This is a genomic window from Stenotrophomonas rhizophila, from assembly GCF_003651185.1.
In the GTDB taxonomy this organism is placed as follows: domain Bacteria; phylum Pseudomonadota; class Gammaproteobacteria; order Xanthomonadales; family Xanthomonadaceae; genus Stenotrophomonas; species Stenotrophomonas maltophilia_Z.
Genome location: NZ_RCDC01000007.1, coordinates 249,499 through 271,590, shown reverse-complemented (window position 1 = coordinate 271,590; position 22,092 = coordinate 249,499). Strand labels below are relative to the sequence as shown.

Genomic DNA, 22,092 nt, shown 5'->3' with positions numbered 1-22,092 from the left:
GTTTACAGGCGGATCTCGCCGTCGTCCTCGCCCGACCAGTAGTGGATGCGGGTCGCCTTGACCTGGATCAGCACGATGCCGGGCGTATCCACGCCCTGCTTGAACCAGCGTTCCAGATCCGGGACCCAATGCGCCTGCAGGGTCGCGCGGTCGCGGCTGAGCGTGGCATGGCCTTCCACGGCCACGAACAACGGCGGCTTGCCCAGCAGCGATTTGCTGCCGGTGAAGGACAGCGCCACTTTCGGGTCGCGTTCGATCTCGGCCACCATGTCAGCATTGTCGAAGGCGAAGAAATAACTGTCGCCGTCGTAGTCCACGTCACCGTTGTTGCTCATCGGCCGGCCGGCGATCTCGCCGCTGGCGGTGTGGGTCTGCAGCATCGCGAAATCGATGCCGGCCATCTTCTTGGCCAGTTCGGGCAGGGTCAGAGTGGTCATGGAATCTCCGCAGGTCAGGGCTCGTGCGCCCAGCCTCCGCGCTGCCCGGTGACCGAGGCGTGCACAGCCACTGGCGGAAATTTCACACGGTCCGGAACGTGCTCCCAGTGGGGAACAGCGCCAACAGCGCACGGGTGAGCATCGCCGGGTAAACGGTGAGGTGATCCTCATCCGGCACCACGCGTGTTTCCAGCTGCAGGCCGGGATACCCGCGCCCGCGCAGGCGGTCGGCAAAGGACCGGGTATGCGCGACCATATCGTTGCGGGCGGCGAAGGGCGCAGCGGACGCCGGGGTTTCGTGTGCGCCGATCGACAGCAGCACGCGGGCGTCGAGATCCGCATGCGCACTGGCATAGTCCGCCTCGATCCGCTCGATCACATGCTGATCAAACCATAGCGAAGGACTGGACAGGATGTAGCGCTGGAACATCGCCGGGCGCGTCAGCAACACGAAGGCGCCGAACAGACCGCCGTAGGAATGGCCGGCGAACGCACGCTGCGCTGGATCGGTCCGGTAGCGCGCCTGGACCTGTGGCAGCACACGCTGCGCCAGGAAATCCCGGTAGTGCGCAGCGCCGCCGTAGGTGATGCCATCGGTGTAGTCGTCCCCGGGGCTGCGGGTGGGCTGGGTCGGGGTGTAATCACGCGAGCGGCTCTGCTGCGAGCTCAGCCCCTGCTGCGGAGGCAGCCCGACCAGGATGAAGGGCGCCAGGTGCGCACCGCCCTGCCCCACCAGTTTGCGCACGCTGCGCGCGAGTGGAAAGCTGTACAGCGCATCGGTGACATACAGCACCGGGTAGCGCAGGTGTGTATCCCGCTCGTAGCCGGCCGGCAGCGACACCCAGATCGGATAATCGCGGCCCACCGGATCGCGCACCGTCCAGGCCTCGGTGTCCGGCAGCACCACCCCGGGCATACCGTATCCACACACCATCAGCGCGGTCGCAGCGTGATCAGGGTGATCTCGGACGGCACGCCGATACGCGCCGCGAAGCCCGGCCACAACCCGGCACCGTTGCTGACATACAACGTCATGCCATTCACCTCATAGCGCCCGGAGACAAAGCCGCCATTGGCGCGCTTGACCAGCTGGTCCATGCCGAGGATGTGGCCGCCGTGGGTGTGGCCGGAGAGCTGCAGCGCGACGCCCTTCGCGGCATTCGCGCGTGCCTCCACCGGACGATGGTCGAGCAGGATCACCGGCGCCTGCGGGTCCGCGCCGGCCAGTGCGGCGGTCAGGTCCGGCATGGGCAGGCCGTAGCGCGCGGCCACCGGATCGGTGACACCGGCGATGGTCAGCGTCGCACCGTCACGCTGGACCTGCGTGTGGGTGTTCTCCAGCACCTGCATGCCCTGCCCGCGAAAGGCCTGCATCCACTCGGCGTACTGCGCGTAGTACTCATGATTGCCGGTGATCGCGATGACGCCATCGGGCGCGTGCAGACTGGCCAGAGGCGCGAAATCGTTGGCGCGGGCGCTGACGCTGCCGTCGATCAGATCCCCGGTGATCACCACCAGATCCGGATGCAGGGCATTGCTTTCGGTGACCACTTTCTCCACCCACGCACCGGTGAGCAGGCGGCTGGCGTGGATGTCGGTGAGCTGCAGCACGCGGTAGCCGTCGAACGCGGCCGGCAGCCCGTCGATGGCGACCTCGATCTGCCGCGGCTTGGGAACCGCCATGCCCTGCCAGATGCCGTAGGCGGACAGCAGCAGCGCCAACGTGCCCGCTGCAGGGCGCAGCCACGCCGCGCGCAGCATCGGCAGCACGCGCTGCGCCCGGACCAGACGCGCGATGAGCAGCAGCGCATCCAGCACCAGCACGAACACCGCACTGATCAGCAGCGTGGTGAACCCGGTCGCAAGCACCGCGATCATCGCCGTGGGAATCTCGGGCGAGGCCATGGTCCCGGCGAACTGGGCCACGATCCGGTGGTGCAGCGCCAGTGCGACCACGAGCAGGCCCAGTACGATCCGCACCGGACGCGACAGCCGCAGCGGCCAGATCACGCGCCACACCAGATACAACGCAAGCAAACAGCCGATCACACTCAGCACAGGCACATCCTGGAAACGTGGGGGAATGGGCCTGCCGCATCGCTGCCGCCTCGCCCAGCCCTTTATCGTTGCCGAATCGCGCGGCGTGTACCAGTACAGGAGGTCGTGATGATTCAGGCAGAGCGCTGGCTTGCCTTCGCACGCGCCGCAGCGGCAAGGGGCTTCGCTGCCTGGTTGCGCGCGATCGCGGCGCGGATCAATGCCTTGAACGCGGTCGCGTGGATCGTTTCGCGCTCGTGCAGATCGATGGCGCGACGGGTGCAGAACTCAGGGGAAGCGAACATAAATGCAATGTTATATTATTGCTTTTTCTAGCACCCTCGTCCCCTCAGCGAGCGACTTCTGTCGGCTTGCGCTACCCCTGTCCCCACGGCTACTGAAAGGCACAAAGAGATGAGAACCAAGGCAATGGTGTCCGCCGTGCTGGCGACCCTGTGCGCCGGTGAAGCGCGCGCGCAGTCCAGCGATGCGGCAATCACGCTGGGCAGCGTGCACGTGCGGGAAGGCTCCCGCCGTCCCCTCGCCGCGAACCGCGTGCTGACCTCGGTGGATGTGCTGGGCGGCGACCAGGTGCATGAGAAGAACGTCTCCAACAGCTGGGAACTGCTTGGCCAGATGCCGGGCATGCAATTGACTGAAACCCGCCAGGGCGCGGAGTCCGGCAAGGCCACCTTCCGCGCGTTCAACGGCGAGGGCTACCTCAACGGCATCAAGATCCTGATCGACGGCATTCCCAGCAACGTCAACAGCGGCAACCAGCGCTTCATCGACATGGTGTTCCCGCTGGACATCGACTACATCGAAGTCGTGCGCGGCACCAACGACCCGCGCTACGGCCTGCACAACATCGGCGGCAACATCAACCTCGGCACCCGCCAGGGCGGCAACTACACCGATGCGCGACTCACCTACGGCAGCTACAACACCCGCGAAGCGCAGGTCGCGATCGGTCGCGAAGCGGACGGTGTCGCCCAGAATTACTTCCTGGCCTCACAGGCCTCCGATGGCTACCGCGATCATGACCGTTCGAAAAAGTACTCGCTCGGCGGCAAGTGGTTCTACAGCGGCGGCGAGGACCTGTTCACCATCGGCCTGATCGCACGGGTGTACCACCACGAGGCGGACGAGCCCGGCTTCATGACGGCTGAAGAGTTGGCCACTGACCGCCGCGGATCGGCGCTCAAGAATGCCAACGATCTCGACGACCGCGACATGCGCCATCTCAGCACCCATCTGGACCTGCAGCTGAGTGACACCGTGCATGTCAGCAACAAGCTGTACTACAACCGCTACGAGGACGATCGGCAGGTGACCTTCACCGGCTACGTGCCCGGCAACGCGCCGCGCCAGCGCCGCCAGTGGGACGAGAAACAGACCGGCCTCCTCAGCACGCTGACCTGGGCGGCCACACCTGCGCTCACCGTCGAGGCCGGTCTCAACGCCGAGCATCAGGACAACACCTATCGCCGCCGGCGCTACAACCACGCCGTCCCGACCGACTTCTCGACCCCGGCGCGGATCCAGAACGATGACCGCTATTCCCTGGACAACCTCGGTGCTTACGTGCAGGCCGTGTATCAGCCCACCCCTGCCCTGAAGATCGTGCCGGCCTACCGCGTCGACCACTTCTCCGGCAGCACCCGCCTGCCCGGTGGCACCACCGCCCCGCTGCAGCACTACGGCACGATCGAGCAGCCCAAGCTGAGCGTGGTCTATGCGATCACCCCGGCCCTGAACGTCTATGCCAACTGGGGCAGGACGTTCCAGGTACTGACCGGCTCCACCGCACCGGCCTACCTCACCGCCGGCCAGGCGACCTTCCGGCCCTCGATCAATACCGGCAAGGAGGTGGGCATCAAGTTCACCCCGGCTGTCGGCACCGACGCGCGCATCGCGGTGTGGCGCCAGGATGCCACTGACGAGGTCGCCAACATGCCCGCCACCGGCACCTCGGTCGGCCTGGGCCAGACCCGTCGCGAAGGCGTCGACCTGCAGGTCACCACGCGCCTGGGCGAGCAGTGGACGCTGTGGGGCTCGCACGCCATCCAGCAGGCCAAGGTGGTCAGCGCCTTCACCACCGACGGTACCGCTCTGGCCGGCAACGAAGTCATCGCCACGCCGCGCTACATCAGCAACATCGGCGTGGACTACCGCGCCAACGATCGTTGGACCTTCGGCCTGCAGGGCCGGATGCAGGGTGACTATTACATTGAAGAGCGCAACACGCAGGGCACGTTCGGCGCCTTCGCGGTGCTCGATGCCAGCGCGTCGTATCAGCTGTCCGAGCGGCTGAGCGTGGATGTGCAGGTGAAGAACCTGACCGGCCGCGAGTACGCGTATGCGTGGTACGACAACTTCTTCTGGGGCGGCGATGACCAGCCGATGTTCTCACCCGCACCGGGGCGCGCGGCCTACGTGTCGTTGAACCTGAAGCTGTAGGGCAGCCCGCCCCTCAGATCCAGCGCTGATCCAGCAGTTCGCGCTTGATGTAGGCATAGAACACCGGCGCCGCGACCAGCCCTGGCAGCCCGAACGCCGCTTCCATCACCAGCATTGCCAGCAGCAGCTCCCAGGCGCGCGCCTGGATCTCGCCCCCGACGATGCGCGCGTTCAGGAAGTACTCCAGCTTGTGGATCACCACCAGATACAGCAGCGCGACCACGGCCACGTAGAACGACACCGACAGCGCGACGATGGTGATGACCGTGTTGGAGATGATGTTGCCCACCACCGGCAGCAGGCCGGCGAGGAAGGTGATCAGCACCAGCGTCTTGGACAGCGGCAGATGCACACCGAACAGCGGCAGCACCCCGAGCAGGAAGATGGCGGTGAACAGCGTATTGAGCAGGGAGATCTTCACCTGGGCGAACACCACCTGCCGGAACGCCGTGGCCATGCGGCTGGTGCGGCCGATCAGCTCCTGCGCCAATGGCCCCATCTTCGGCAGCGGCAGCTCGTCGTAGAGCGCGATCATCGCACCAAGCACCATGCCGATCAGGATCCGCACGCTGATCTGCACGGCCGACGTGCCGGCGATACCGAGCTGCTGGCGGTGGGTCGCCGCCCAGTCGTTCATCGCCGTGCGCAGCGCCTGCAGGTCTTCCGGGATATAGGGCTGCAGCAGGTCCGGCACCTGGTGGCGGGAGGTGTTGAGGATGTCCATCAGACGCATCAACAGCGCATCCGGGCCACCGGTCTCGTTGCGGAAGAACGAGGCGATGCCGATCGCCGCCAGGGTCAGCGCGCCGATGATCAACGCTGACAGCACGATCACCGAATAGGCCCGTGCGCGCCCGGGCGGCAACTTGCCCTCGACGGTGGAGGCCAGCAGATGGGTCAGGTGGAACACCAGCAGGCCCGACAGCAGGGTGACCACGAGCCCGAGTTTCAAGGTCAGCCACATGCCCAGCAGCATCAGCAACCAGGCCGCGATGCGGGCGGTGGGCGGCTTGGGCAACGCGGGGATCACTATGGACATGCGGGCGCATCCTGACGGGTGGCCCATGGTACTGCCCAGCGCCATCAAGAAACTGCACAGGCCCAGGCGAACGGGTTCAGCTCGCCGCCATCGCGCAGCGTCGGCCCGAGCTCGATGGCTGTCTGCATCGAGCACATTAAGCAGGCCACTTCGGCTGCAGAATCCCCGGCGCCTCGCCCACATTCAACGGTGCAGATGATGCTGCGTGCTATCTCTTCAAGGCGCTGGAGTACGTCATTCAATACGCTTCAGCGATCAGAAATGAGACCACCATCTTGGCCCCGGCGCAGGTCACCATGTTAGTGTTTCGACAAGCAAGCAAGGAGCTGTATCGATGCCTGATGGAATCTCCACGATGTCGACCATGCACACTTCACGCCATCCGATTGACCGTCTCGCAACGAGACCACATTTGGCACAACGGCAGAACGCCATCCAGCGCTCAATCAAGCCGATGGCACGCCTGAAGATCCCACCTTCGCTGTAATCGCCGCCGCCATCGCGGCCATCTGATCTCTTCATGACTGACGACGGCCGGTTCTTCATGAGCGAGATCGCCGCACGGTTGAGCGGCTGCGAAGTGCCACTCAATCATGGCCACGCGTATGGCTTTGATCTTCTGCACGCGATCATGGATACCTATGTAGGACGGCACCCCGAACTGGTTTACACGCGTGACAGGGCTGTTGGCGATCTTCTGCTGCCGGCGGTTGCTGGCGTTGTGACCCGGTTGTCGACAGCACGGGAACTCATGGCCTATCCCGGCGTGCTCAGCTGCCAGATGAACGTTGCGATCGGCGATTGCATTCAACCGAAGCGATCGTCCGGATTCTGCGCCGGCTACGTGCAGGTCGAAGGACGGACGTCTGCCGAGGTCCAGGAGCGCATGCAACGGATCCTCGACGGCTTCGTCCTGGATGTTGCCTACACCCCTTCTTGAACGCCATGCAGGAGCAACGAATGAACCACTTGACCGCGCGGATGGCGCTTCTGGGTATCCCCGCCGTGCGCTGGGTCATAGTCAGCTGCCTGTTGGCGAACATCGGCGCTGGCATGGTGCTGCTCACCATGTCGTGGACGGTCGTAAACCAACACGCATCCGTATCCGCACTGGCGGGACTGATGGTCTGCTTCTGGCTGCCCTCCCTGCTTCTTGCCCCCGCAATCGGCCTGCTGGTCGACCGGGTGGACAGACGTCACATCGTCATGGCGACGAAGATCCTGCGCGTGGTTGCCCTTGTTGCTGCCGCTGCACTCTACATCAGGCACCCGGGCGTTGCTGCGCTGATGGCTCTGGCGTTCGTGATGGGTTCCTGTTCTGCCCTGTACACACCAGCCCTGCTGGCCATGGTCCGTGAGCTGGTCGACGACAGCAGGCTGCTGCATGCCAATTCCACGGTTGACATCGCATTCGAGGTTGGTTTCATCGTCGGCATGCCTATCAGCGGAGCACTCATGATGGTCGCTTCACCGGCGACGGTGCTGCTGATAACCGCGGGCCTTTTCGCAGCGGCATTTTTTTGCATGCTGTTCGTGCGCAAGGAACACCTGGAGTTCCGCTGCGACCCAACCAGCAAGGGCAGCTACTGGCAAGACACCCGTGACGGCGTCCGCTACCTGCTGGGAGAGCATAGGCTGGTACTGCTGTACAGCATACAGATGCTTGTTTACGTCACTCTGATGACGACAAGCATCCTGCTTGCGCCGTTCGCCAAGGTGGTGCTGGACCTCAGTTCAGGCCAGTTTGGTGCAATCGAAGCGTCGCTGTCGGCAGGTGCCGTGATAGGGGCGTTCGTCCTCCCGGCTGCCGCCACGCGGTGGGGTTATGGTCCTGCGCTGGTGGCCGCGACGCTTGTAATGGCCCTCTCTTTTGCAATCTTTGCCCTGACCAGTTCGTTCTGGAAGGCATTCTTCCTCTACTTTGTGATCGGCACCTGCCTGGCCGCTTGGCCGGTGGTTACGACCGCCGCGCAGCGGCTTACCGAGAAGGGGATGCAGGGGCGTGTACAGACTGCAGCCAACGCAGTCTCCAGCGCTCTCATACTCGTCATGTATGGCCTGGTCGGCGGATCCGGCGCCCATGTTTCCATCCGCTGGAGCTATGCTTCGGTCGTGATAATCTCAGCGATGGCATGCGTCATTGCCTACTACGCGTACTTCGTCTGCAAGGAGCCCGTTGCAGACGCACCTGCGTAATGGAATCGATTGGGTGCATGGCTGCTGAGGCTGCGGTGCCACCGGCACCGCGGATGGACACGTTGCCCCGCCGCTTCGACCAACCGGCGTGGCGGGTGCCAGGCACCGGACTGCCCTCACCTACGCCTGGGCGAGGCAGTCGAGCCCCGCAGCATCAAACTGAAATCCAGCGTCTGCTGAAGCGGCACATCGACACGTTCGATGATGGCGAGCAGCAGGTTGACCGCGCGGGCACCGATCTCCCGCATCGGTTGCCTGATGGTCGTCAGCGGAGGCGTGAGGTAACGCGACGATGCCAGGTCGTCGAAGCCGACGACGGACAGATCACCCGGCACCCGGATGCCCAGATCCCGGCAGGCCGCCAGGACGCCCAGTGCCATCTGGTCGCTGAAACAGAACACCGCCGTCGGCACGGGCGCGCGCGTCAACAGCGACATTCCGGCCGCGTGCCCGGATTCGATGGTGAAGTCGCCCGGCACGACGCTCAACTGGCGCAGGCGACCACGCGCCTTGGCAGCGGTCCGGACGCCTTCCAGTCGTTGCTGGTGCAGAGGATTGTCGCGCGGCCCACCGACCACGGCGATCCGCTCGTGCCCCAGCCCGTACAGGTGTTCCATCACGGCGCGCGCGGCGGCCGCGTTGTCGATGTGGACGCTGGGGATGCCCAGCGCGGGATCGAACTCGCATCCGTTGACCACCGGCGCGGCGGCGCCGCGCTGCTGGACGATCTCGCGCGCCGTCGGCGGCAGGCGGTGCCCCAGCACGATCAGGCCATCGGCCTCGTTGCGCCGGAGCATCTGTGCATAGCGCTCCTCGCGCTCGGGCCGGTTCTGGGTATCGCCGAGCAGGACAGCGTAGCCAACGGCCTGCGCCGCGTCCTCCGCGCCCTGCAGGATCTGGGCGAAGAACGGATTGGCGATGTCCGGCACGGTGACCAGGATCTTGCCGCTGCGCTGGGTCTTGAGTGTCCGGGCAACCGTGTTGGGGACATAGCCCAGCGCCGACGCCGCCTGTTCGATGCGCGCGCGCGTGGCCGGCAGGACTTTTTCCGGCCGGGACAGCGCCCGCGACACCGTGCCGGCGGAAACACCGACGTGCTTTGCGATGTCGTAGATGGTGGCCATGGCGTTACCTCTTCCTTCCGCTGTGCAGTGCACAACAGCTCTTTCGAATGCCCCTGCTAGGATAATGCAATCGATTGCATCGAGGGCGAATCCGCTTGAAAACGCTCAAGGGTCCAGCACTGTTCCTGGCGCAGTTCATTGGCGACACACCTCCGTTCGATCGGCTGGACACGCTGGCCGGATGGGCCGCGGGGCTGGGCTATTCTGGCGTACAAGTGCCTACCAGCGCTCCGGCGCTGTTCGATCTGGCCGAAGCTGCGCGCAGCCAGACGTATTGCGACGATGTGACCGGCATGCTGGGTGCACACGGCCTGCAGATCACCGAGCTGTCCACCCACCTGCAGGGGCAGCTGGTTGCCGTCCATCCGGCCTATGACAGCCTGTTCGACGGATTCGCACCACCGGACAAACGCGGTGATCCCGCGGCCCGCCAAGCCTGGGCGGTGGAGCAGCTGCTGCTGGCCGCCAAGGCCAGCCAGCGCCTGGGGCTGACCGCGCACGCCACGTTCTCCGGCGCGCTGGCCTGGCCCTACTTCTATCCCTGGCCGCAACGCCCACCCGGGTTGGTGGATGAAGCGTTCGCCGAACTCGGCCGCCGCTGGCGTCCGATCCTGGATGCGTTCGACACCTGCGGCGTGGATCTGTGTTTCGAGATCCACCCGGGCGAGGACCTGCATGACGGCGCAACGTTCGAGCGCTTTCTCAAGGTGGTGGACCACCATCCCCGCGCGAAGATCCTGTACGACCCCAGTCACCTGCTGCTGCAGCAGATGGACTACCTGGGTTTCATCGACCGCTACCACGATCGCATCGGCATCTTCCACGTCAAGGACGCGGAGTATCACGCCAGCGCGCGCAGTGGCGTGTATGGCGGTTACCAGGACTGGATCGATCGTCCTGGGCGGTTCCGCTCGCTCGGGGACGGCCAGATCGACTTCAAGGCGATCTTCTCGAAATTCGCGCAGTACGACTTTCCTGGCTGGGCAGTGCTGGAGTGGGAGTGCTGCCTGAAGCACCCGGAAGACGGCGCGCGCGAAGGGGCCGCCTTCATCCGCGACCACATCATCCACGTGACCGGGCGCGCCTTCGACGACTTTGCCGACAGCGGCACCGATCCTGGATCACTGCGCCGCATGCTGGGGATCTGAGCCATCACTGCCTGGGAGGGCAAGCCATGACGCACACCATGTCGCGCTTGGGCGCGATGATGTTTCTGCAGTTCTTCATCTGGGGGGCATGGTTCGTCACCCTGGGGACCTACCTGGTGCAGGGGCCATTGCAGGCCAGCGCGAGCCAGGTCGCGACGGCGTTCCTCAGCCAATCGATCGGCGCCATCGTCGCGCCCTTCCTGGTCGGCCTGATCGCGGATCGCTACTTCGCGGCGCAGCGCATCCTCGCGGTACTCCACCTCGCTGGCGCGGCGCTGATGTGGCTGGCGTCCACGGCGACGGACTTCAGCACCTTCTCCTTCTATGTCATGGGGTACATGCTGCTGTTCATGCCAACGCTGGCGCTGGCCAACAGTGTGGCGATGCGGCACATGCAGTCGCCGGAAAAGCAGTTTCCGCTCGTGCGGGTGGCCGGCAGCGTCGGCTGGATCGTGGCGGGCGTGCTGATCGGCTGGCTGGGCTGGGAACAGGCGCATCGGCTCGAGCTGACGTTCCGGATGGCGGCGATGGCGTCGCTGGCGCTGGGCCTGTATGCGTTCACGCTGCCGCACACGCCGCCGCTGGCGCAACAGCGCGACGCCGGGCTGGGACAGATCCTGGGGCTGGATTCGCTGCGGCTTCTGAAGTCGCGCTCCTACCTGGTGTTCTTCCTGGCCTCCATCGCCATCTGCATCCCGCTGGCGTTCTACTACAACTTCACCAACCCGTACCTCAACGATCTGGGCGTGCGCGGCGCGGCCGGCCTGCAATCGCTGGGCCAGGTCTCCGAAGTGCTGCTGATGCTGGCCATGCCGTTCCTGTTCGTGCGGCTGGGAGTGAAGACGATGCTGGCGCTGGGCATGGCGGCGTGGGTAGTGCGCTATGCGATGTTCGCCTTCGGCGATGCAGGCAGCGGCTTCTCCCTGCTGGTGATCGGCATCGTGCTGCACGGCATCTGCTACGACTTCTTCTTCGTCACCGGCCAGATCTACACCGATGCGCATGCCGGCCCCGCCGCGCGCAGCAGCGCGCAGGGGTTCATCACCCTGGCCACGTACGGCGTGGGCATGTTGATCGGCACGTTCCTGTCCGGCGCGGTGGTGGAGCACTACACCACGGCAGCTGGCCCGGACTGGCAGCAGATCTGGCTGTTCCCGGCGGGCGTCGCGCTGGTCGTGCTGATCGCCTTCCTGCTGCTGTTCCGCGACCGGCCGGTGGTCGCGGCCGCCCCTTCCACACCCTGAGGACCGCACCCGATGCCAACGCTTGGAATCGCCATCATCGGCACCGGCATGATCGGCGCGGTGCATCGTCGCGCGGCGCTGCTGGCGGGAGCGGAAATCCGGGGCGTGGCCGCCTCGTCACCGCAGCGCGCACGCGACGTGGCGCAGGCATGGAATGTCCCGCGCGCCTATCGTGACATCGAAGAGGTGGTCACCGATCCGCAGGTCCACGTGGTGCACGTCTGCACGCCAAACCATCTGCACCGCGCCATGGCGCAGGCGGCGCTGAAAGCGGGCAAGCACGTGATCTGCGAGAAACCGCTGGCCACCACACTGGAGGATGCCCAGGCGCTGGCCGCATTGGCCGCCTCGACCGGGCTGGTCGCCACGGTGCCGTTCGTCTACCGCTACCACCCGGTGGTGCGCGAGGCGCGCGCACGCATCGCGCAGGGCGAGCTGGGCCCGCTGCACCTGATCCACGGCAGCTACCTGCAGGACTGGCTGCTGGACCCGGCCAGCAACAACTGGCGCGTGGACCCGGCGCTGGGCGGCGCGTCGCGCGTGTTCGCCGACATCGGCTCGCACTGGTGCGACCTGGTGGAATGGGTCAGTGGCGAGCGCTTCGTCGACGTCAGTGCGGCATTCGCCACCGTGCTCGCCGAGCGCGGCGCCCTCACCGGCCAGAGCTTCACCACGCCGGCGGCGGGCGGCGCGATGCAGGCCGTATCCAGCGAAGATGTGGCCGCGGCGATGTTCAAGACCGGCGCAGGCACGCTGGCGTCATTGACGGTCAGCCAGGTCTCGGCCGGACGCCACAATCGCCTCTGGTTCGAGATCGACGGCGCCCGGGCCAGCGTGGCGTTCAACCAGGAGGACGCCGAACGGCTGTGGATCGGCCGACCCGACCAGCGCGAGGAAACCTTCGTGCGTGGGCCAGGTGCCGGCAGTGCCGAACAACGCCGGCTGTCGGTGTTGCCGCCTGGCCATGCGCAGGGCTACGGCCACTGCTTCGAGGCGTTCGTCGCCGACACCTACCACGCCATCGACGGCGAGCGGCCACAGGGCCTGCCCACCTTCGAGGACGGCCTGCGTTCGGCGTTGATCGTCGACCGCGTGATTGCATCGGCCAGGTCCCGTGCCTGGACCACCATCGGTTGAATCCCGGGAGGATGTGTTGATGAAAATCGCTACGCGCAGGACCACCACCCTCGCATTGCTGCTGCTCGTTGCCCTGCCCGCCTTCGCAGGCGCCCCGGCCGGTCCACAGCAGCCCATCGCAGTGCAGATGTACACGCTGCGCGACGCCGGCACGCTCGACCAGCAGTTGAAGATCGTGCATGACGCGGGCGTCGGCGCGGTGGAGACAGTCGGTACCCAGAATGTCAGCGCCGCCGAACTCAAGCAACTGCTGGACCGCTATTCGATCAAGGCCATTTCCTCCCACGTGCAACTGGCCGATCTGCGCAGCGACCTGGCCGGGGTGGTGGCCTTCAACCGCTCGATCGGAAACACCACTCTGGTGGTGCCGTACCTGGACGAGAAGGATCGGCCGACCGATGCCGCTGGCTGGACCGCGCTGGGCCAGGAACTGGGCCGGATCGCGGCGCAGGCAAACACCCAGGGGATGCGATTGGCTTACCACAACCATGACTTCGAGCTGGTCGACTTCAACGGCAAAACCGGCCTGGAACTGCTGTTCGCTGCGGCCGGCCCCGACCTGCAGACCGAGCTGGACCTGGCCTGGGTAGCCCGTGCGGGCCATGACCCGGTGGTGATGCTGGGCAAATTCCGTGGCCACGTGTTCGCGGTACACGCCAAGGACAACGCACCCAAAGGCCAGGCCGAAGACGAGGGCGGCTTCGCCGCTGTTGGCCAGGGCGTTCTGGACTGGAACGCGATCCTGCCTGCCGCCGCGGCGGCGGGCGTGCAGTGGTACATCGTCGAGCACGACCACCCTCGTGATCCGGCCAAGGTCATCAAGACGGGCGCGGACTACCTGCGCCAGCACCTCACCGCCACGCTGCCCGCCAGCGCACCGCGCTAGCCTGCCAAGGAGCCCCACGTGAACAAGATCCTGACGCTGGCCCTGACGCTGTTCGGCACGGTGCTGGCCCCCACAGCGTGGTCCAACGATGACCCGGCCGCTGGCGCACAACTCTATGCCGTGCACTGCACGGCCTGCCACGGCGCGAATCGGGCCGGCATTCCGCCGACGTTCCCCGCACTCACCGATGTCGCAAAGCGGTTGCAGCCGGCGCAGATCAAGGAAAAGATCAGCAAGGGCGGCGGCTTGATGCCGCCCTTCTCCCAGCTGTCGCAGCAGGAAATCGACAATCTCGCCAGTTACCTGGCGAAATAAGCGGCCGGCGACCACGCCGGCCGTGTGCCACTACAGCTCGCGCACCCAGATATTGCGGTAGCTGACCTTCGAATCATGTTCCTGCAGGGAGAGCGGCGCGCACGCATGGGGCGAATACGAGGGCGCGCCGATGTACTCGGTCTTGCCCGCCAGCACGGTGTCGTCCTGCACCAGCACGCCGTTGTGCAGGACGGTGATGCGCGCAGGCGATACAAGCCCACCGCCCACTGAGAAGCGCGGTGCCTTCCAGAGGATGTCGTAGGCCTGCCACTCGCCCGGCGCGCGCGAGGCGTTCACCAAGGGCATGGCCTGCTTGTAGATGGCGCCGGCCTGGCCATTGGCATAGGTCGGGTTGTTGTAACTGTCGAGCACCTGCAGCTCATACAGTTCCTGCAGGAAGATGCCACTGTTGCCCCGGTTCTGGCCATCGAAACCCGTGGTTTCGACGGGCGTGCGCCACTCGACATGCAGCTGGACGTCGCAGAAGCGCTGCCGGGTACGGATGCCCTTGCTGCCCGGAACCACCGTGAGCGCGCCATCGGCGACGCGCCAGGGCACGCGTCCGCCCTGCTCCGACTCCCAGGCCGAGACGTCCTTGCCATCGAACAGCACGATGGCGTCGGACGGCGCCTTTCCCGGCGGGGTGGCCACCGTTGCAGGCACGGGCGTCCATACCTCGGTCTTCGCCGGATCGTGCGCGGGATCGGCACCGGCCTGCGCGAGCGCGGGTGCGGCAACCAGCACGGCGACGGCGATCAGCACAGGCGTGATCATTCTGTTGCGCTCCATCAGCTGGTCCCCCACGCCGGCGTACCGGGGATATAGGCGAGGTCGCCGTCGTAGCGCCCCGGCACCGCGACGTAGCGCAGCACTTCAGTTGCGCCGACTTTGGAGGTGAAGAAACCGAAGATGGTCAGCTGCTTGAACATCGTGAAGTAATGCGGCATCGGCTCCCCTTCCTCGGCGGTACCGGTCTCGGTGACCTCGACTGCCTGTTTCCTGGCCTCTGTATCCAGCGCGCGCAGCAGCTCGGTGCGTGCCTGCGGCGCGAGCGAGACGAAGCGGCCGCCCGCGCGTTTGTCGATATCGGCCAGGCCGGCGCGGAACGTCGCCTGCTGCCGGGCGGTGTAGCAGTCGCTGACGAACGTCGCCATGAACGCACCGGCGCCTGCGTCTTTCGCCCCCGGCGTTGTCGTCCGCGGCAGGATGGTCTCAGCGATCTCGTCCAGCGTGCCGACATCCGCGTCGGAGAAGCGCGACTTCGCACCTGCGGCAGGAGCCTGTGCCTGACCGAGCGCGGGCAGACCGATCATGGCCGCACCGGTGGCGGCGACGATCATCTTCAGCAGTTCGCGACGATCCATCAGAGATTCCCCGCTTTCAGTTCGCGTGCGGCATGGTCGGCGGCCCGCGCCGTCAGCGCCATGTAGGTCAGCGAAGGATTCACGCACGCGCTGGACGTCATGCAGGCACCGTCGGTCACATAGACGTTGGGCGCATCCCAGACCTGGTTGTGCTGGTTCAGCACGGACGTCCTGCGGTCACGGCCCATGCGCGCGGTCCCCATTTCGTGGATGCCCTTGCCTGGCGCGTAGTCATTGTCATGCATCTCCACGTCTTTGACCCCCGCGGCCTCGAGCATCTCAGCAGCATCGGCGGCCATGTCCTTGCGCATGGCCAGTTCGTTGGCGCGCATGGAGACATCCATCGCCAGCACCGGCAGTCCCCACTTGTCCTTGCGGTCGCCGTCCAGGCGGATCGTGTTGTCGTGGTGCGGCAGCATTTCGCCGAAGCCGGTCATGCCGATGCGCCAGTCACCGGGCACGGTCAGCGCCTCCTTCAGGTCGGCACCGATGTTCAGCTCGGCGATCTCGCGCGACCATCCCGTGCGGCTGGCACCGCCCTGGTAGCCGAAGCCACGCAGGTAGCGGCGCTTGTCCGCAGCCACGTTGCGGAAGCGGGGAATGTAGAAGCCGCAGGGACGACGGCCGAAGTAGTACTTGTCCTCATAGCCCTCGACCCGGCCCGAGGCGCCCGCACCGAAATGATGGTCCATCACGTTGTGGCCCAGCTCGCCCGACGATGCGCCCAGCCCGCCATCCCACACATCGGTGGCCGAGTTCATCAGCAGCCAGGTGGAGTTGAAGGAGGACGCATTGAGGAAGATGACCTTGGCCGTGTACTCATAGGTCTGCCCCGTCTCGGCATCGATGACCTCCACCCCGCGCGCACGCTTGCGGTCCTTGTCGTAGAGCACTTCCTTGACGATCGAGAACGGCCGCAACGTCAGGTTGCCCGTCTTCATGGCCGCCGGCAGCGTCGCCGCCTGTGTCGAAAAGTACGCACCGAAGGGACAGCCAAGAATGCACTTGTTGCGGTACTGGCAGTTGACCCGACCCTGCTCGGGCAATGGCTGGGTGATGTTGGCGGTGCGCGAGTGGATCATGTGCCGGGTTCCGCCGAAGGCCTTCCTGATCCGCGCGGCCACGTCCTTTTCGACGATGTTCAACGGGATCGGCGGCAGGAACTGGCCGTCCGGCAGCACGTCCAGCCCTTCACGGGTGCCAGCGATGCCGGCGAACTTCTCCACATGGTCGTACCAGGGTGCGATGTCGGCGTAGCGGATCGGCCAGTCGGTGGCGATGCCGTCCTTGAGGTTCGCCTCAAAATCCAGGTCGGAGAAGCGATAGCTCTGCCGGCCCCACATCAGCGAACGTCCACCGACGTGGTAGCCGCGGAACCAGTCGAAGCGCTTGGTCTCGATGTAGGGCGATTCCTGTTCGTCGGCCCACATGCCCTGGAGGTTCTCGGCCAGCGCGTAGTCGCGCATCAGCACCGGGAAGGCGGCCTTCATCGCCTGGGTTGGCCGGTTGCGGTGCGGGAAGTCCCACGGTTCCTTCATCGCGTTGACGTAGTCCTTAACGTGCTCGATGTTGCGGCCGCGTTCCAGCATCAGCACCTTGAGGCCCTTCTCGGTCAGTTCCTTCGCCGCCCAACCGCCACTGATTCCCGAGCCAACGACGATCGCGTCGTAATGATTGTCTGCCATGGATCTCTCACCTGGTGGATATCGTTTCAGACGTCGCAGAGGCGGATCGCCTCGCGCAGCGAGCCGACGGGATCCGGTGCCGCAGGCATGAATTCCTGCGCCAGATATCCGTCGAAACCGGTGTCGCGGATCGCGCGACAGATGGCGGGGTAATTGAGTTCCTGCTGGTCCCCGATCTCGTGCCGGCCCGGCACGCCCGCCGTGTGGTAATGCTTGAAACAGGCGTGATCCCTGCCGATGGTGGCGATGATGTCGCCCTCCATGATCTGCATGTGATAGATGTCGTAGAGCAGGCCGAAGTGGTCCGAGCCGAGCCGCTGGCACAGCGCCACGCCCCATGCGGAGGTGTCGCACAGGTAGTCGGGATGATCGACCCTGGAGTTCAGCAGCTCCATCACCAGTACGACGTTGCGTTTCTCGGCGTGCCGGAGGAGGCGCTTGAGCCCCGCTTCGGCATGGGCCATGCCTTCCTCGGGGTCCATGCCGTTCCGATTGCCGGAGAAGCAGATGAGGTTGCGGTAGCCGGCATCGGCGACCAGATCGATGTGCCGCGTGTAGCGCTCCACCAGTTGGTCGTGGAACTCGCGGCCGGCAAAGCCCTTGGTCAGGCCCAGCTCCGCACCGTTGCACATCGAGCTGTCCACGCCATGGGCCTTCAGCGTGGGCCAGTCCTCCGGGCCGACCAGATCGATGGCAGCGAACCCGATGTCCTTCACCATCCTGCACAGTTGCGCGACCGACTGCTGCGGAAAGGTCCAGCGGGCGACGGAGTGCTTCAGGTTGCCCCTGAGCGGCGCGGCCGCGGCAAACGCCGGCAGCACGCCCGCAGCACCCAAACCAAGGCTCGCGGCGGCCGCCAGGCGCAGTGCATCGCGCCGCGTGAGCCCCGGCCCCGATACCGGCGCCGGTCTGATCGAATGGATGGACATCCGTCTTCCGGCCTCCCAACCGGTATCAAACGCTGACGATCCGCTGCAATGCAATCGATTGCACCATAGAGGAGGAACTGATTTTTTTGCAAGACGCGGTGCACGAAAACGCATGCTGCGGGGCACAACGCGCGTGATGCCTCTCGCCGCGTTCGTGCGATGGGAGGGCGGCGTGCCACGTAGTCGCGTTCACCGGGCTGCGGCAGGACAGCGCCGCCGCCCAGCAAGCATGCGCTCATCCCCGGCGATGCATCGCCTGGCGCAACTGCTCGCGGGCCTCCGGATCGGCCTCGATCATGCGCCGCAGCGAGCGATAGACGTACGCGCGGCAGAGCCCCGGCCAGGCGACCAGCAGATAGACCGCGCCGGCGATCAGCCACGCATTCGGTGCCTGCTTCATCAGGCCGGTGTAACCACCGGTCGCGGCCACTGCCAGGACGACCAGCAGCACCCAGCGGAACCAACGCCAGAACCGCATTCCCCAGTCGACATTGAGCACGTGCTTGAGTTCCTGGTCCGTCAGTCGCATGCCGTCACTCCTCCCTTGAGTTGTGGCCCATCGTGCCACGACCAGAGATCGAAGACCGGCGCCAGACCAGCAGGAACCAGAACGTCCCGTGCAGAAAAGAAAAACCCCAGCAAGCACAGTGGCTTGCTGGGGTTCTATTTACACCCGTAAAAATCAGAAATCAGAACGGAATGTCGTCATCCGCGAAGTCGTCCATCGGCGGCGCCGACTGCTGCGGGGCCTGCTGCTGCGGGCGCTGCTGGCCGTAGCCACCACCACCACCACCGCCGCCGCGCTGACCGCCACCACCACCGCCACCACCGCCGTACTCCTGGCGCGGGGCCTGCTGGCGCTGCGGACGTTCGCCGCCGGCACCACCGCCACCGCCGCCTTCACGGCCGCCGAGCATCTGCATTTCATCGGCGATGATGTCGGTGGAGTACTTCTCCACGCCATCCTGGCCGGTGTACTTGTCGTAACGCAGGCTGCCTTCGACGTAGACCGAGCTGCCCTTGCGCAGGTATTCACCGGCGATTTCGCCGAGCTTGCCGAAGAACACCACGCGGTGCCATTCGGTACGCTCCTGCTGGTTGCCATCCTTGTCCTTGCGGACGCTGGTGGTGGCCAGGCTGATGCGGGTGATCGCCATACCGCCCTGGGTGTACTTCACGTCCGGGTCGTTGCCGAGGTTGCCGACCAGGATGACTTTATTGATGCCGCGCGCCATAGGGTTGCTCTTCCGTTGTCCGAGGGCAGGCCGCAGTCATATCACAGCCCCGGGCGGGGTGCAGATCTGCCGGGCCACCCTCGGGAGAATTGGGGGGATCCAGATTGCACCATCTTATCATCGCCGCCGTCCCCGACCCTGTCGGAATTCCGCCCGGCAGCGACCGGAAACCTGCTCGAGCCATACCCCGCAAGGGTGACGGCGGTTACACCGGACGCGGCCGGGCGGCGGCCCGCCGGGCCATCCCGCCGCCCGGCCCAGCCCTGGCAGCGCATGGCATGATGTCCCTCCACCGCCTCGCCCCCTGCTGAAATGACCATCCGCGGCAAAGCCACCTCCCTCGATATCGCCCACCTGGCCGGCGTCTCCCAGCCGACGGTGTCGCGGGCGCTGCGTGGCAGCCCGATGGTCAATGCCGAGACCCGCCAGCGGATCCTGGCCATCGCCCGGGAGCTGAACTACAAGGTCGACAAGAACGCCTCCAGCCTGCGCCTGCGCAATGCCGGCACGCTGGCCCTGCTGTTCTTCGAAGACCCCACCAACGACGATTCGCTGATCAACCCGTTCTTCCACGCCATGCTCGGCTCGATCACCCGGGCCTGCGCGCTGCGCGGCTACGACCTGCTGGTCTCCTTCCAGCAGCTGTCCACCGACTGGCAGGCCGATTACGAGGACAGCAACAAGGCCGACGGCATCATCCTGCTGGGCTATGGCGACTACCACGAGTCGCGCGAACGCCTGCAGCGGCTGGTCGAACAAGGTACCCATTTCGTGCGCTGGGGCGCGTCCCTGCCCGACCAGCCCGGCGTCTCGATCGGCAGCGACAATTTCCAGGGCGGGTTCGACATCACCGTCCACCTGCTCGACCAGGGCTGCCGCCGGATCGCCTTCGTCGGTCATGCCTCCAGCCACTACCCCGAGTTCGAGCAGCGCTACCGCGGCCACGTGGAGGCGATGCAGGCGCGCGGCCTTACCGCCGAGCCGTCCCTGCAGCACGATGCGATCACCACCGAGCAGTCCGGTTTCGATGCCTGCCAGGCGCTATTGGCGCGCGGCGAGCGTATCGACGGGCTGTGCGCGGCCAGCGACCTGATCGCGATCGGTGCGATGCGCGCCCTGCGCGAACATGGCCTGCGCGTGCCCGAGGACGTGGCGGTCACCGGCTTCGATGACATCCCGCTGGCCGCCTCGGTCTCCCCGCCGCTGTCCACCGTGCAGCAGGACACCAAGCAGGCCGGTCACCTGCTGGTGGAAAAACTGCTGGCGCTGATCGAAGGCCAGCCGGTGGAAGGCCAGAGCATCGCGGTGAAGCAGGTGCTGCGGGACTCCTCGCTGCGCGGCTGAGCCTGGCTCAGGGCATACGCTGGAAGGTCAGGGTCTCGAACGTAAGCGACCGTACCTGGCCCTCTCCCGCCTGGAAGGTCAGCCAGCTCCCCCAACCGGGGACGAATTCAACGCGCCCCTGATCCATCTGTTCGCCTGCACTGGCGACGGCGTCCAGCCGCCCCCAGCGCAGCCGCAGCGCCTGCTCACCGGCCGCCTCGACCCGCATCTCGCCGAGCAGCGGATGGACGTATCGGCCCACGAAATGGTCGCGCGGCAACGACCGCCGCCAGGGGCGTGACTGGATCGCCTCGCGCTGGCGCGACACGTTCGCCTGCATCTGGGCCGCCTTGGCCTGCAGCGCCAGGAAGCGGGCGGCAGAGCTCGACGTGATCCCGGGCTCGTGTAACAGCAGGCCATATACGTGATCGGCGATGAGGTTGGTCAGCGGCGCGCCCAGCACGTCCTCGTTGTTGAGCACCACCAGCGCGATGTTCTGGTCCGGCATGAACGACAGGTGCGCGTGGAAGCCGGCGAATCCACCGAAGTGGTGCAACAGTGGGTGGCCCTTGTACTGCCCGGTGTACCAGCCCCACGCGTAGCCGTCGCGCGCGAAATCCAGATAGCTCGAGTCCAGCGCGACCTGACGCTGCTGCGAGCGGGTGATTATCTCCCGGGCAAGGGCGATGTTGCCCTCCCCCGGTAGCTGCGCGATCAGGAAACGCGCCAGGTCCGGCGCGGTGGCGACCATGCCGCCGGCCGCCTGCATCGTGTCGTCCGCTTTGCGCAGATACAGGGGCGTGGTCGGCTGCGCACTGGCCAGCGAGTAAGGCGCGGCCATGGGCCAGCCGGCCGCTTCGGCAGTGCTGATCCGGGTACTCGTGTGCCGCATGCCCAACGGCTCGAACAACGTGCGCTGGAGCTGGTCCTGCCACGGCAGGCCGTTGTGCTGGTCCATCCAGATGCTGAGCAGGTTGTAGCCCAGGTTGGTATAGCGGAAGGTGCCGTGCGCCGCGTCCGGATCGCGTTGGGTTCCCGCCACCAGCGCCCGCCGCGAGGCGCTGTCGTGCACGCCGCTGAAGGCGGTGGCCCAGACCAGGGCGGTGTTGTCCACGCCGGCAGTGTGCGTGAGCAGATCGCGGACGGTGATCGCCTCGGCGTCCAGGCCATCGAAGCGTGTTTGCGGAAACATCTGCTGGAGTGACATCGCCATGTCGAGCTCGCCGGCGCCCTGCTTCTGCAGGGCGTTCAGCGCGAAGAACGGCTTGGTCGCCGAGGCGATGTAGAAGACAGTGTCAGCCGTGACCGGCGTGCCGGTCCCGATATCCGCGAGACCGTAGTAGCCTTCATGGATCACCTTGCCGCCCTTCACCACCACGACGGCGGTACCCGAAGGCAGGCCCGTGGCCGCCTTGGTCTGTTCGATGAGGGAGGACAGTGGGGCAAAATCGACAGGCGTGGCAGCGCGCACCGGAGACATCACGGCCACGGCAACGCCGGCACAGAGTGCCAGGATGCGTTTCATTCGAGGTC

At 65.9% G+C, this 22,092-nt stretch carries 22 protein-coding genes; 9 read left to right on the top strand and 13 right to left on the bottom strand.

Going from position 1 to position 22,092, the window contains the following annotated elements:
- Nucleotides 1–2: 2 nt before the first annotated feature.
- From BCL79_RS17400 to BCL79_RS20340, 4 genes are all read right to left on the bottom strand, one after another.
- Nucleotides 3–437 (bottom strand): pyridoxamine 5'-phosphate oxidase family protein, encoded by a 435-nt coding sequence (locus tag BCL79_RS17400; RefSeq protein ID WP_121043299.1) that lies wholly within the window; start codon nt 435–437, stop codon nt 3–5.
- Between the two features lie 82 nt (nt 438–519).
- Nucleotides 520–1,353 carry an alpha/beta hydrolase gene (locus tag BCL79_RS17395; RefSeq protein WP_121043296.1) on the bottom strand — a complete coding sequence of 278 codons (834 nt, stop codon included), beginning with the start codon at nt 1,351–1,353 and terminating at the stop codon, nt 520–522.
- Nucleotides 1,354–1,370: 17 nt separating this feature from the next.
- Entirely contained in the window at nt 1,371–2,495 is a 1,125-nt protein-coding gene (locus BCL79_RS17390; RefSeq protein WP_121043293.1) for a metallophosphoesterase, read from the bottom strand.
- Between the two features lie 113 nt (nt 2,496–2,608).
- Nucleotides 2,609–2,779: a hypothetical protein gene (locus BCL79_RS20340; RefSeq protein ID WP_183073817.1), complete on the bottom strand. Its 171-nt coding sequence runs from the start codon at nt 2,777–2,779 to the stop codon at nt 2,609–2,611.
- 109 nt (nt 2,780–2,888) lie between these two features.
- On the opposite strand from BCL79_RS20340, the gene BCL79_RS17385 reads away from it, so the two are divergent.
- Complete coding sequence (locus BCL79_RS17385) at nt 2,889–4,934, top strand: TonB-dependent receptor (RefSeq protein WP_121043291.1); 2,046 nt, start codon at nt 2,889–2,891, stop codon at nt 4,932–4,934.
- Nucleotides 4,935–4,947: 13 nt separating this feature from the next.
- Here the strand turns inward: BCL79_RS17385 and BCL79_RS17380 are convergent, their stop codons facing one another.
- Entirely contained in the window at nt 4,948–5,973 is a 1,026-nt protein-coding gene (locus tag BCL79_RS17380; RefSeq protein ID WP_121043289.1) for an AI-2E family transporter, read from the bottom strand.
- 520 nt (nt 5,974–6,493) lie between these two features.
- Between BCL79_RS17380 and BCL79_RS17375 the strand changes: the two genes are divergently transcribed.
- Together BCL79_RS17375 and BCL79_RS17370 are read left to right on the top strand one after the other, a co-directional pair.
- On the top strand, nt 6,494–6,913 hold the full coding sequence (locus tag BCL79_RS17375; RefSeq protein ID WP_121043287.1) for a hypothetical protein: 420 nt from the start codon (nt 6,494–6,496) through the stop codon (nt 6,911–6,913).
- A 20-nt stretch (nt 6,914–6,933) separates the two neighbouring features.
- Nucleotides 6,934–8,169, top strand: coding sequence for an MFS transporter (locus tag BCL79_RS17370; protein ID WP_183073816.1), 1,236 nt, complete (start codon nt 6,934–6,936; stop codon nt 8,167–8,169).
- Nucleotides 8,170–8,285: 116 nt separating this feature from the next.
- Here BCL79_RS17370 and BCL79_RS17365 read toward each other — a convergent pair whose 3' ends face one another.
- Nucleotides 8,286–9,293: a LacI family DNA-binding transcriptional regulator gene (locus tag BCL79_RS17365; RefSeq protein ID WP_121043284.1), complete on the bottom strand. Its 1,008-nt coding sequence runs from the start codon at nt 9,291–9,293 to the stop codon at nt 8,286–8,288.
- 95 nt (nt 9,294–9,388) lie between these two features.
- On the opposite strand from BCL79_RS17365, the gene BCL79_RS17360 reads away from it, so the two are divergent.
- The 5 genes from BCL79_RS17360 to BCL79_RS17340 are packed head-to-tail and all read left to right on the top strand — an operon-like array spanning nt 9,389 to nt 14,023.
- A complete protein-coding gene (locus tag BCL79_RS17360; protein WP_121043282.1) occupies nt 9,389–10,441 on the top strand; it encodes a sugar phosphate isomerase/epimerase family protein in 1,053 nt (350 codons plus the stop codon).
- A 26-nt stretch (nt 10,442–10,467) separates the two neighbouring features.
- Nucleotides 10,468–11,685, top strand: a complete 1,218-nt coding sequence (locus BCL79_RS17355) for a nucleoside permease (RefSeq protein ID WP_121043280.1) — start codon at nt 10,468–10,470, stop codon at nt 11,683–11,685.
- Between the two features lie 12 nt (nt 11,686–11,697).
- A complete protein-coding gene (locus tag BCL79_RS17350) occupies nt 11,698–12,822 on the top strand; it encodes a Gfo/Idh/MocA family protein (RefSeq protein WP_121043278.1) in 1,125 nt (374 codons plus the stop codon).
- A 19-nt stretch (nt 12,823–12,841) separates the two neighbouring features.
- Nucleotides 12,842–13,708: a sugar phosphate isomerase/epimerase family protein gene (locus tag BCL79_RS17345; protein WP_121043276.1), complete on the top strand. Its 867-nt coding sequence runs from the start codon at nt 12,842–12,844 to the stop codon at nt 13,706–13,708.
- Between the two features lie 18 nt (nt 13,709–13,726).
- On the top strand, nt 13,727–14,023 hold the full coding sequence (locus BCL79_RS17340; protein WP_428999472.1) for a c-type cytochrome: 297 nt from the start codon (nt 13,727–13,729) through the stop codon (nt 14,021–14,023).
- 30 nt (nt 14,024–14,053) lie between these two features.
- Here BCL79_RS17340 and BCL79_RS17335 read toward each other — a convergent pair whose 3' ends face one another.
- The 6 genes from BCL79_RS17335 to BCL79_RS17310 form a co-directional block, all read right to left on the bottom strand.
- On the bottom strand, nt 14,054–14,797 hold the full coding sequence (locus BCL79_RS17335; protein ID WP_259462206.1) for a 3-keto-disaccharide hydrolase: 744 nt from the start codon (nt 14,795–14,797) through the stop codon (nt 14,054–14,056).
- A 14-nt stretch (nt 14,798–14,811) separates the two neighbouring features.
- The gene (locus BCL79_RS17330) at nt 14,812–15,387 is read right to left on the bottom strand and encodes a gluconate 2-dehydrogenase subunit 3 family protein (protein WP_121043274.1); all 576 of its coding nucleotides are present in this window, start codon (nt 15,385–15,387) and stop codon (nt 14,812–14,814) included.
- The gene (locus BCL79_RS17325; RefSeq protein WP_121043272.1) at nt 15,387–17,072 is read right to left on the bottom strand and encodes a GMC oxidoreductase; all 1,686 of its coding nucleotides are present in this window, start codon (nt 17,070–17,072) and stop codon (nt 15,387–15,389) included. Before BCL79_RS17325 ends, BCL79_RS17330 begins: the two co-directional genes overlap by 1 nt.
- Nucleotides 17,073–17,098: 26 nt before the next feature.
- The gene (locus BCL79_RS17320) at nt 17,099–18,001 is read right to left on the bottom strand and encodes a hydroxypyruvate isomerase family protein (protein WP_183073815.1); all 903 of its coding nucleotides are present in this window, start codon (nt 17,999–18,001) and stop codon (nt 17,099–17,101) included.
- Between the two features lie 235 nt (nt 18,002–18,236).
- Nucleotides 18,237–18,530: a hypothetical protein gene (locus BCL79_RS17315; protein ID WP_121043270.1), complete on the bottom strand. Its 294-nt coding sequence runs from the start codon at nt 18,528–18,530 to the stop codon at nt 18,237–18,239.
- A 160-nt stretch (nt 18,531–18,690) separates the two neighbouring features.
- Nucleotides 18,691–19,236, bottom strand: coding sequence for a single-stranded DNA-binding protein (locus BCL79_RS17310; RefSeq protein ID WP_121043268.1), 546 nt, complete (start codon nt 19,234–19,236; stop codon nt 18,691–18,693).
- Nucleotides 19,237–19,548: 312 nt separating this feature from the next.
- Between BCL79_RS17310 and BCL79_RS17305 the strand changes: the two genes are divergently transcribed.
- Entirely contained in the window at nt 19,549–20,580 is a 1,032-nt protein-coding gene (locus BCL79_RS17305) for a LacI family DNA-binding transcriptional regulator (RefSeq protein WP_121043266.1), read from the top strand.
- Between the two features lie 7 nt (nt 20,581–20,587).
- Here the strand turns inward: BCL79_RS17305 and BCL79_RS17300 are convergent, their stop codons facing one another.
- Nucleotides 20,588–22,084 carry a serine hydrolase domain-containing protein gene (locus BCL79_RS17300; protein ID WP_121043264.1) on the bottom strand — a complete coding sequence of 499 codons (1,497 nt, stop codon included), beginning with the start codon at nt 22,082–22,084 and terminating at the stop codon, nt 20,588–20,590.
- Nucleotides 22,085–22,092: the final 8 nt, after the last annotated feature.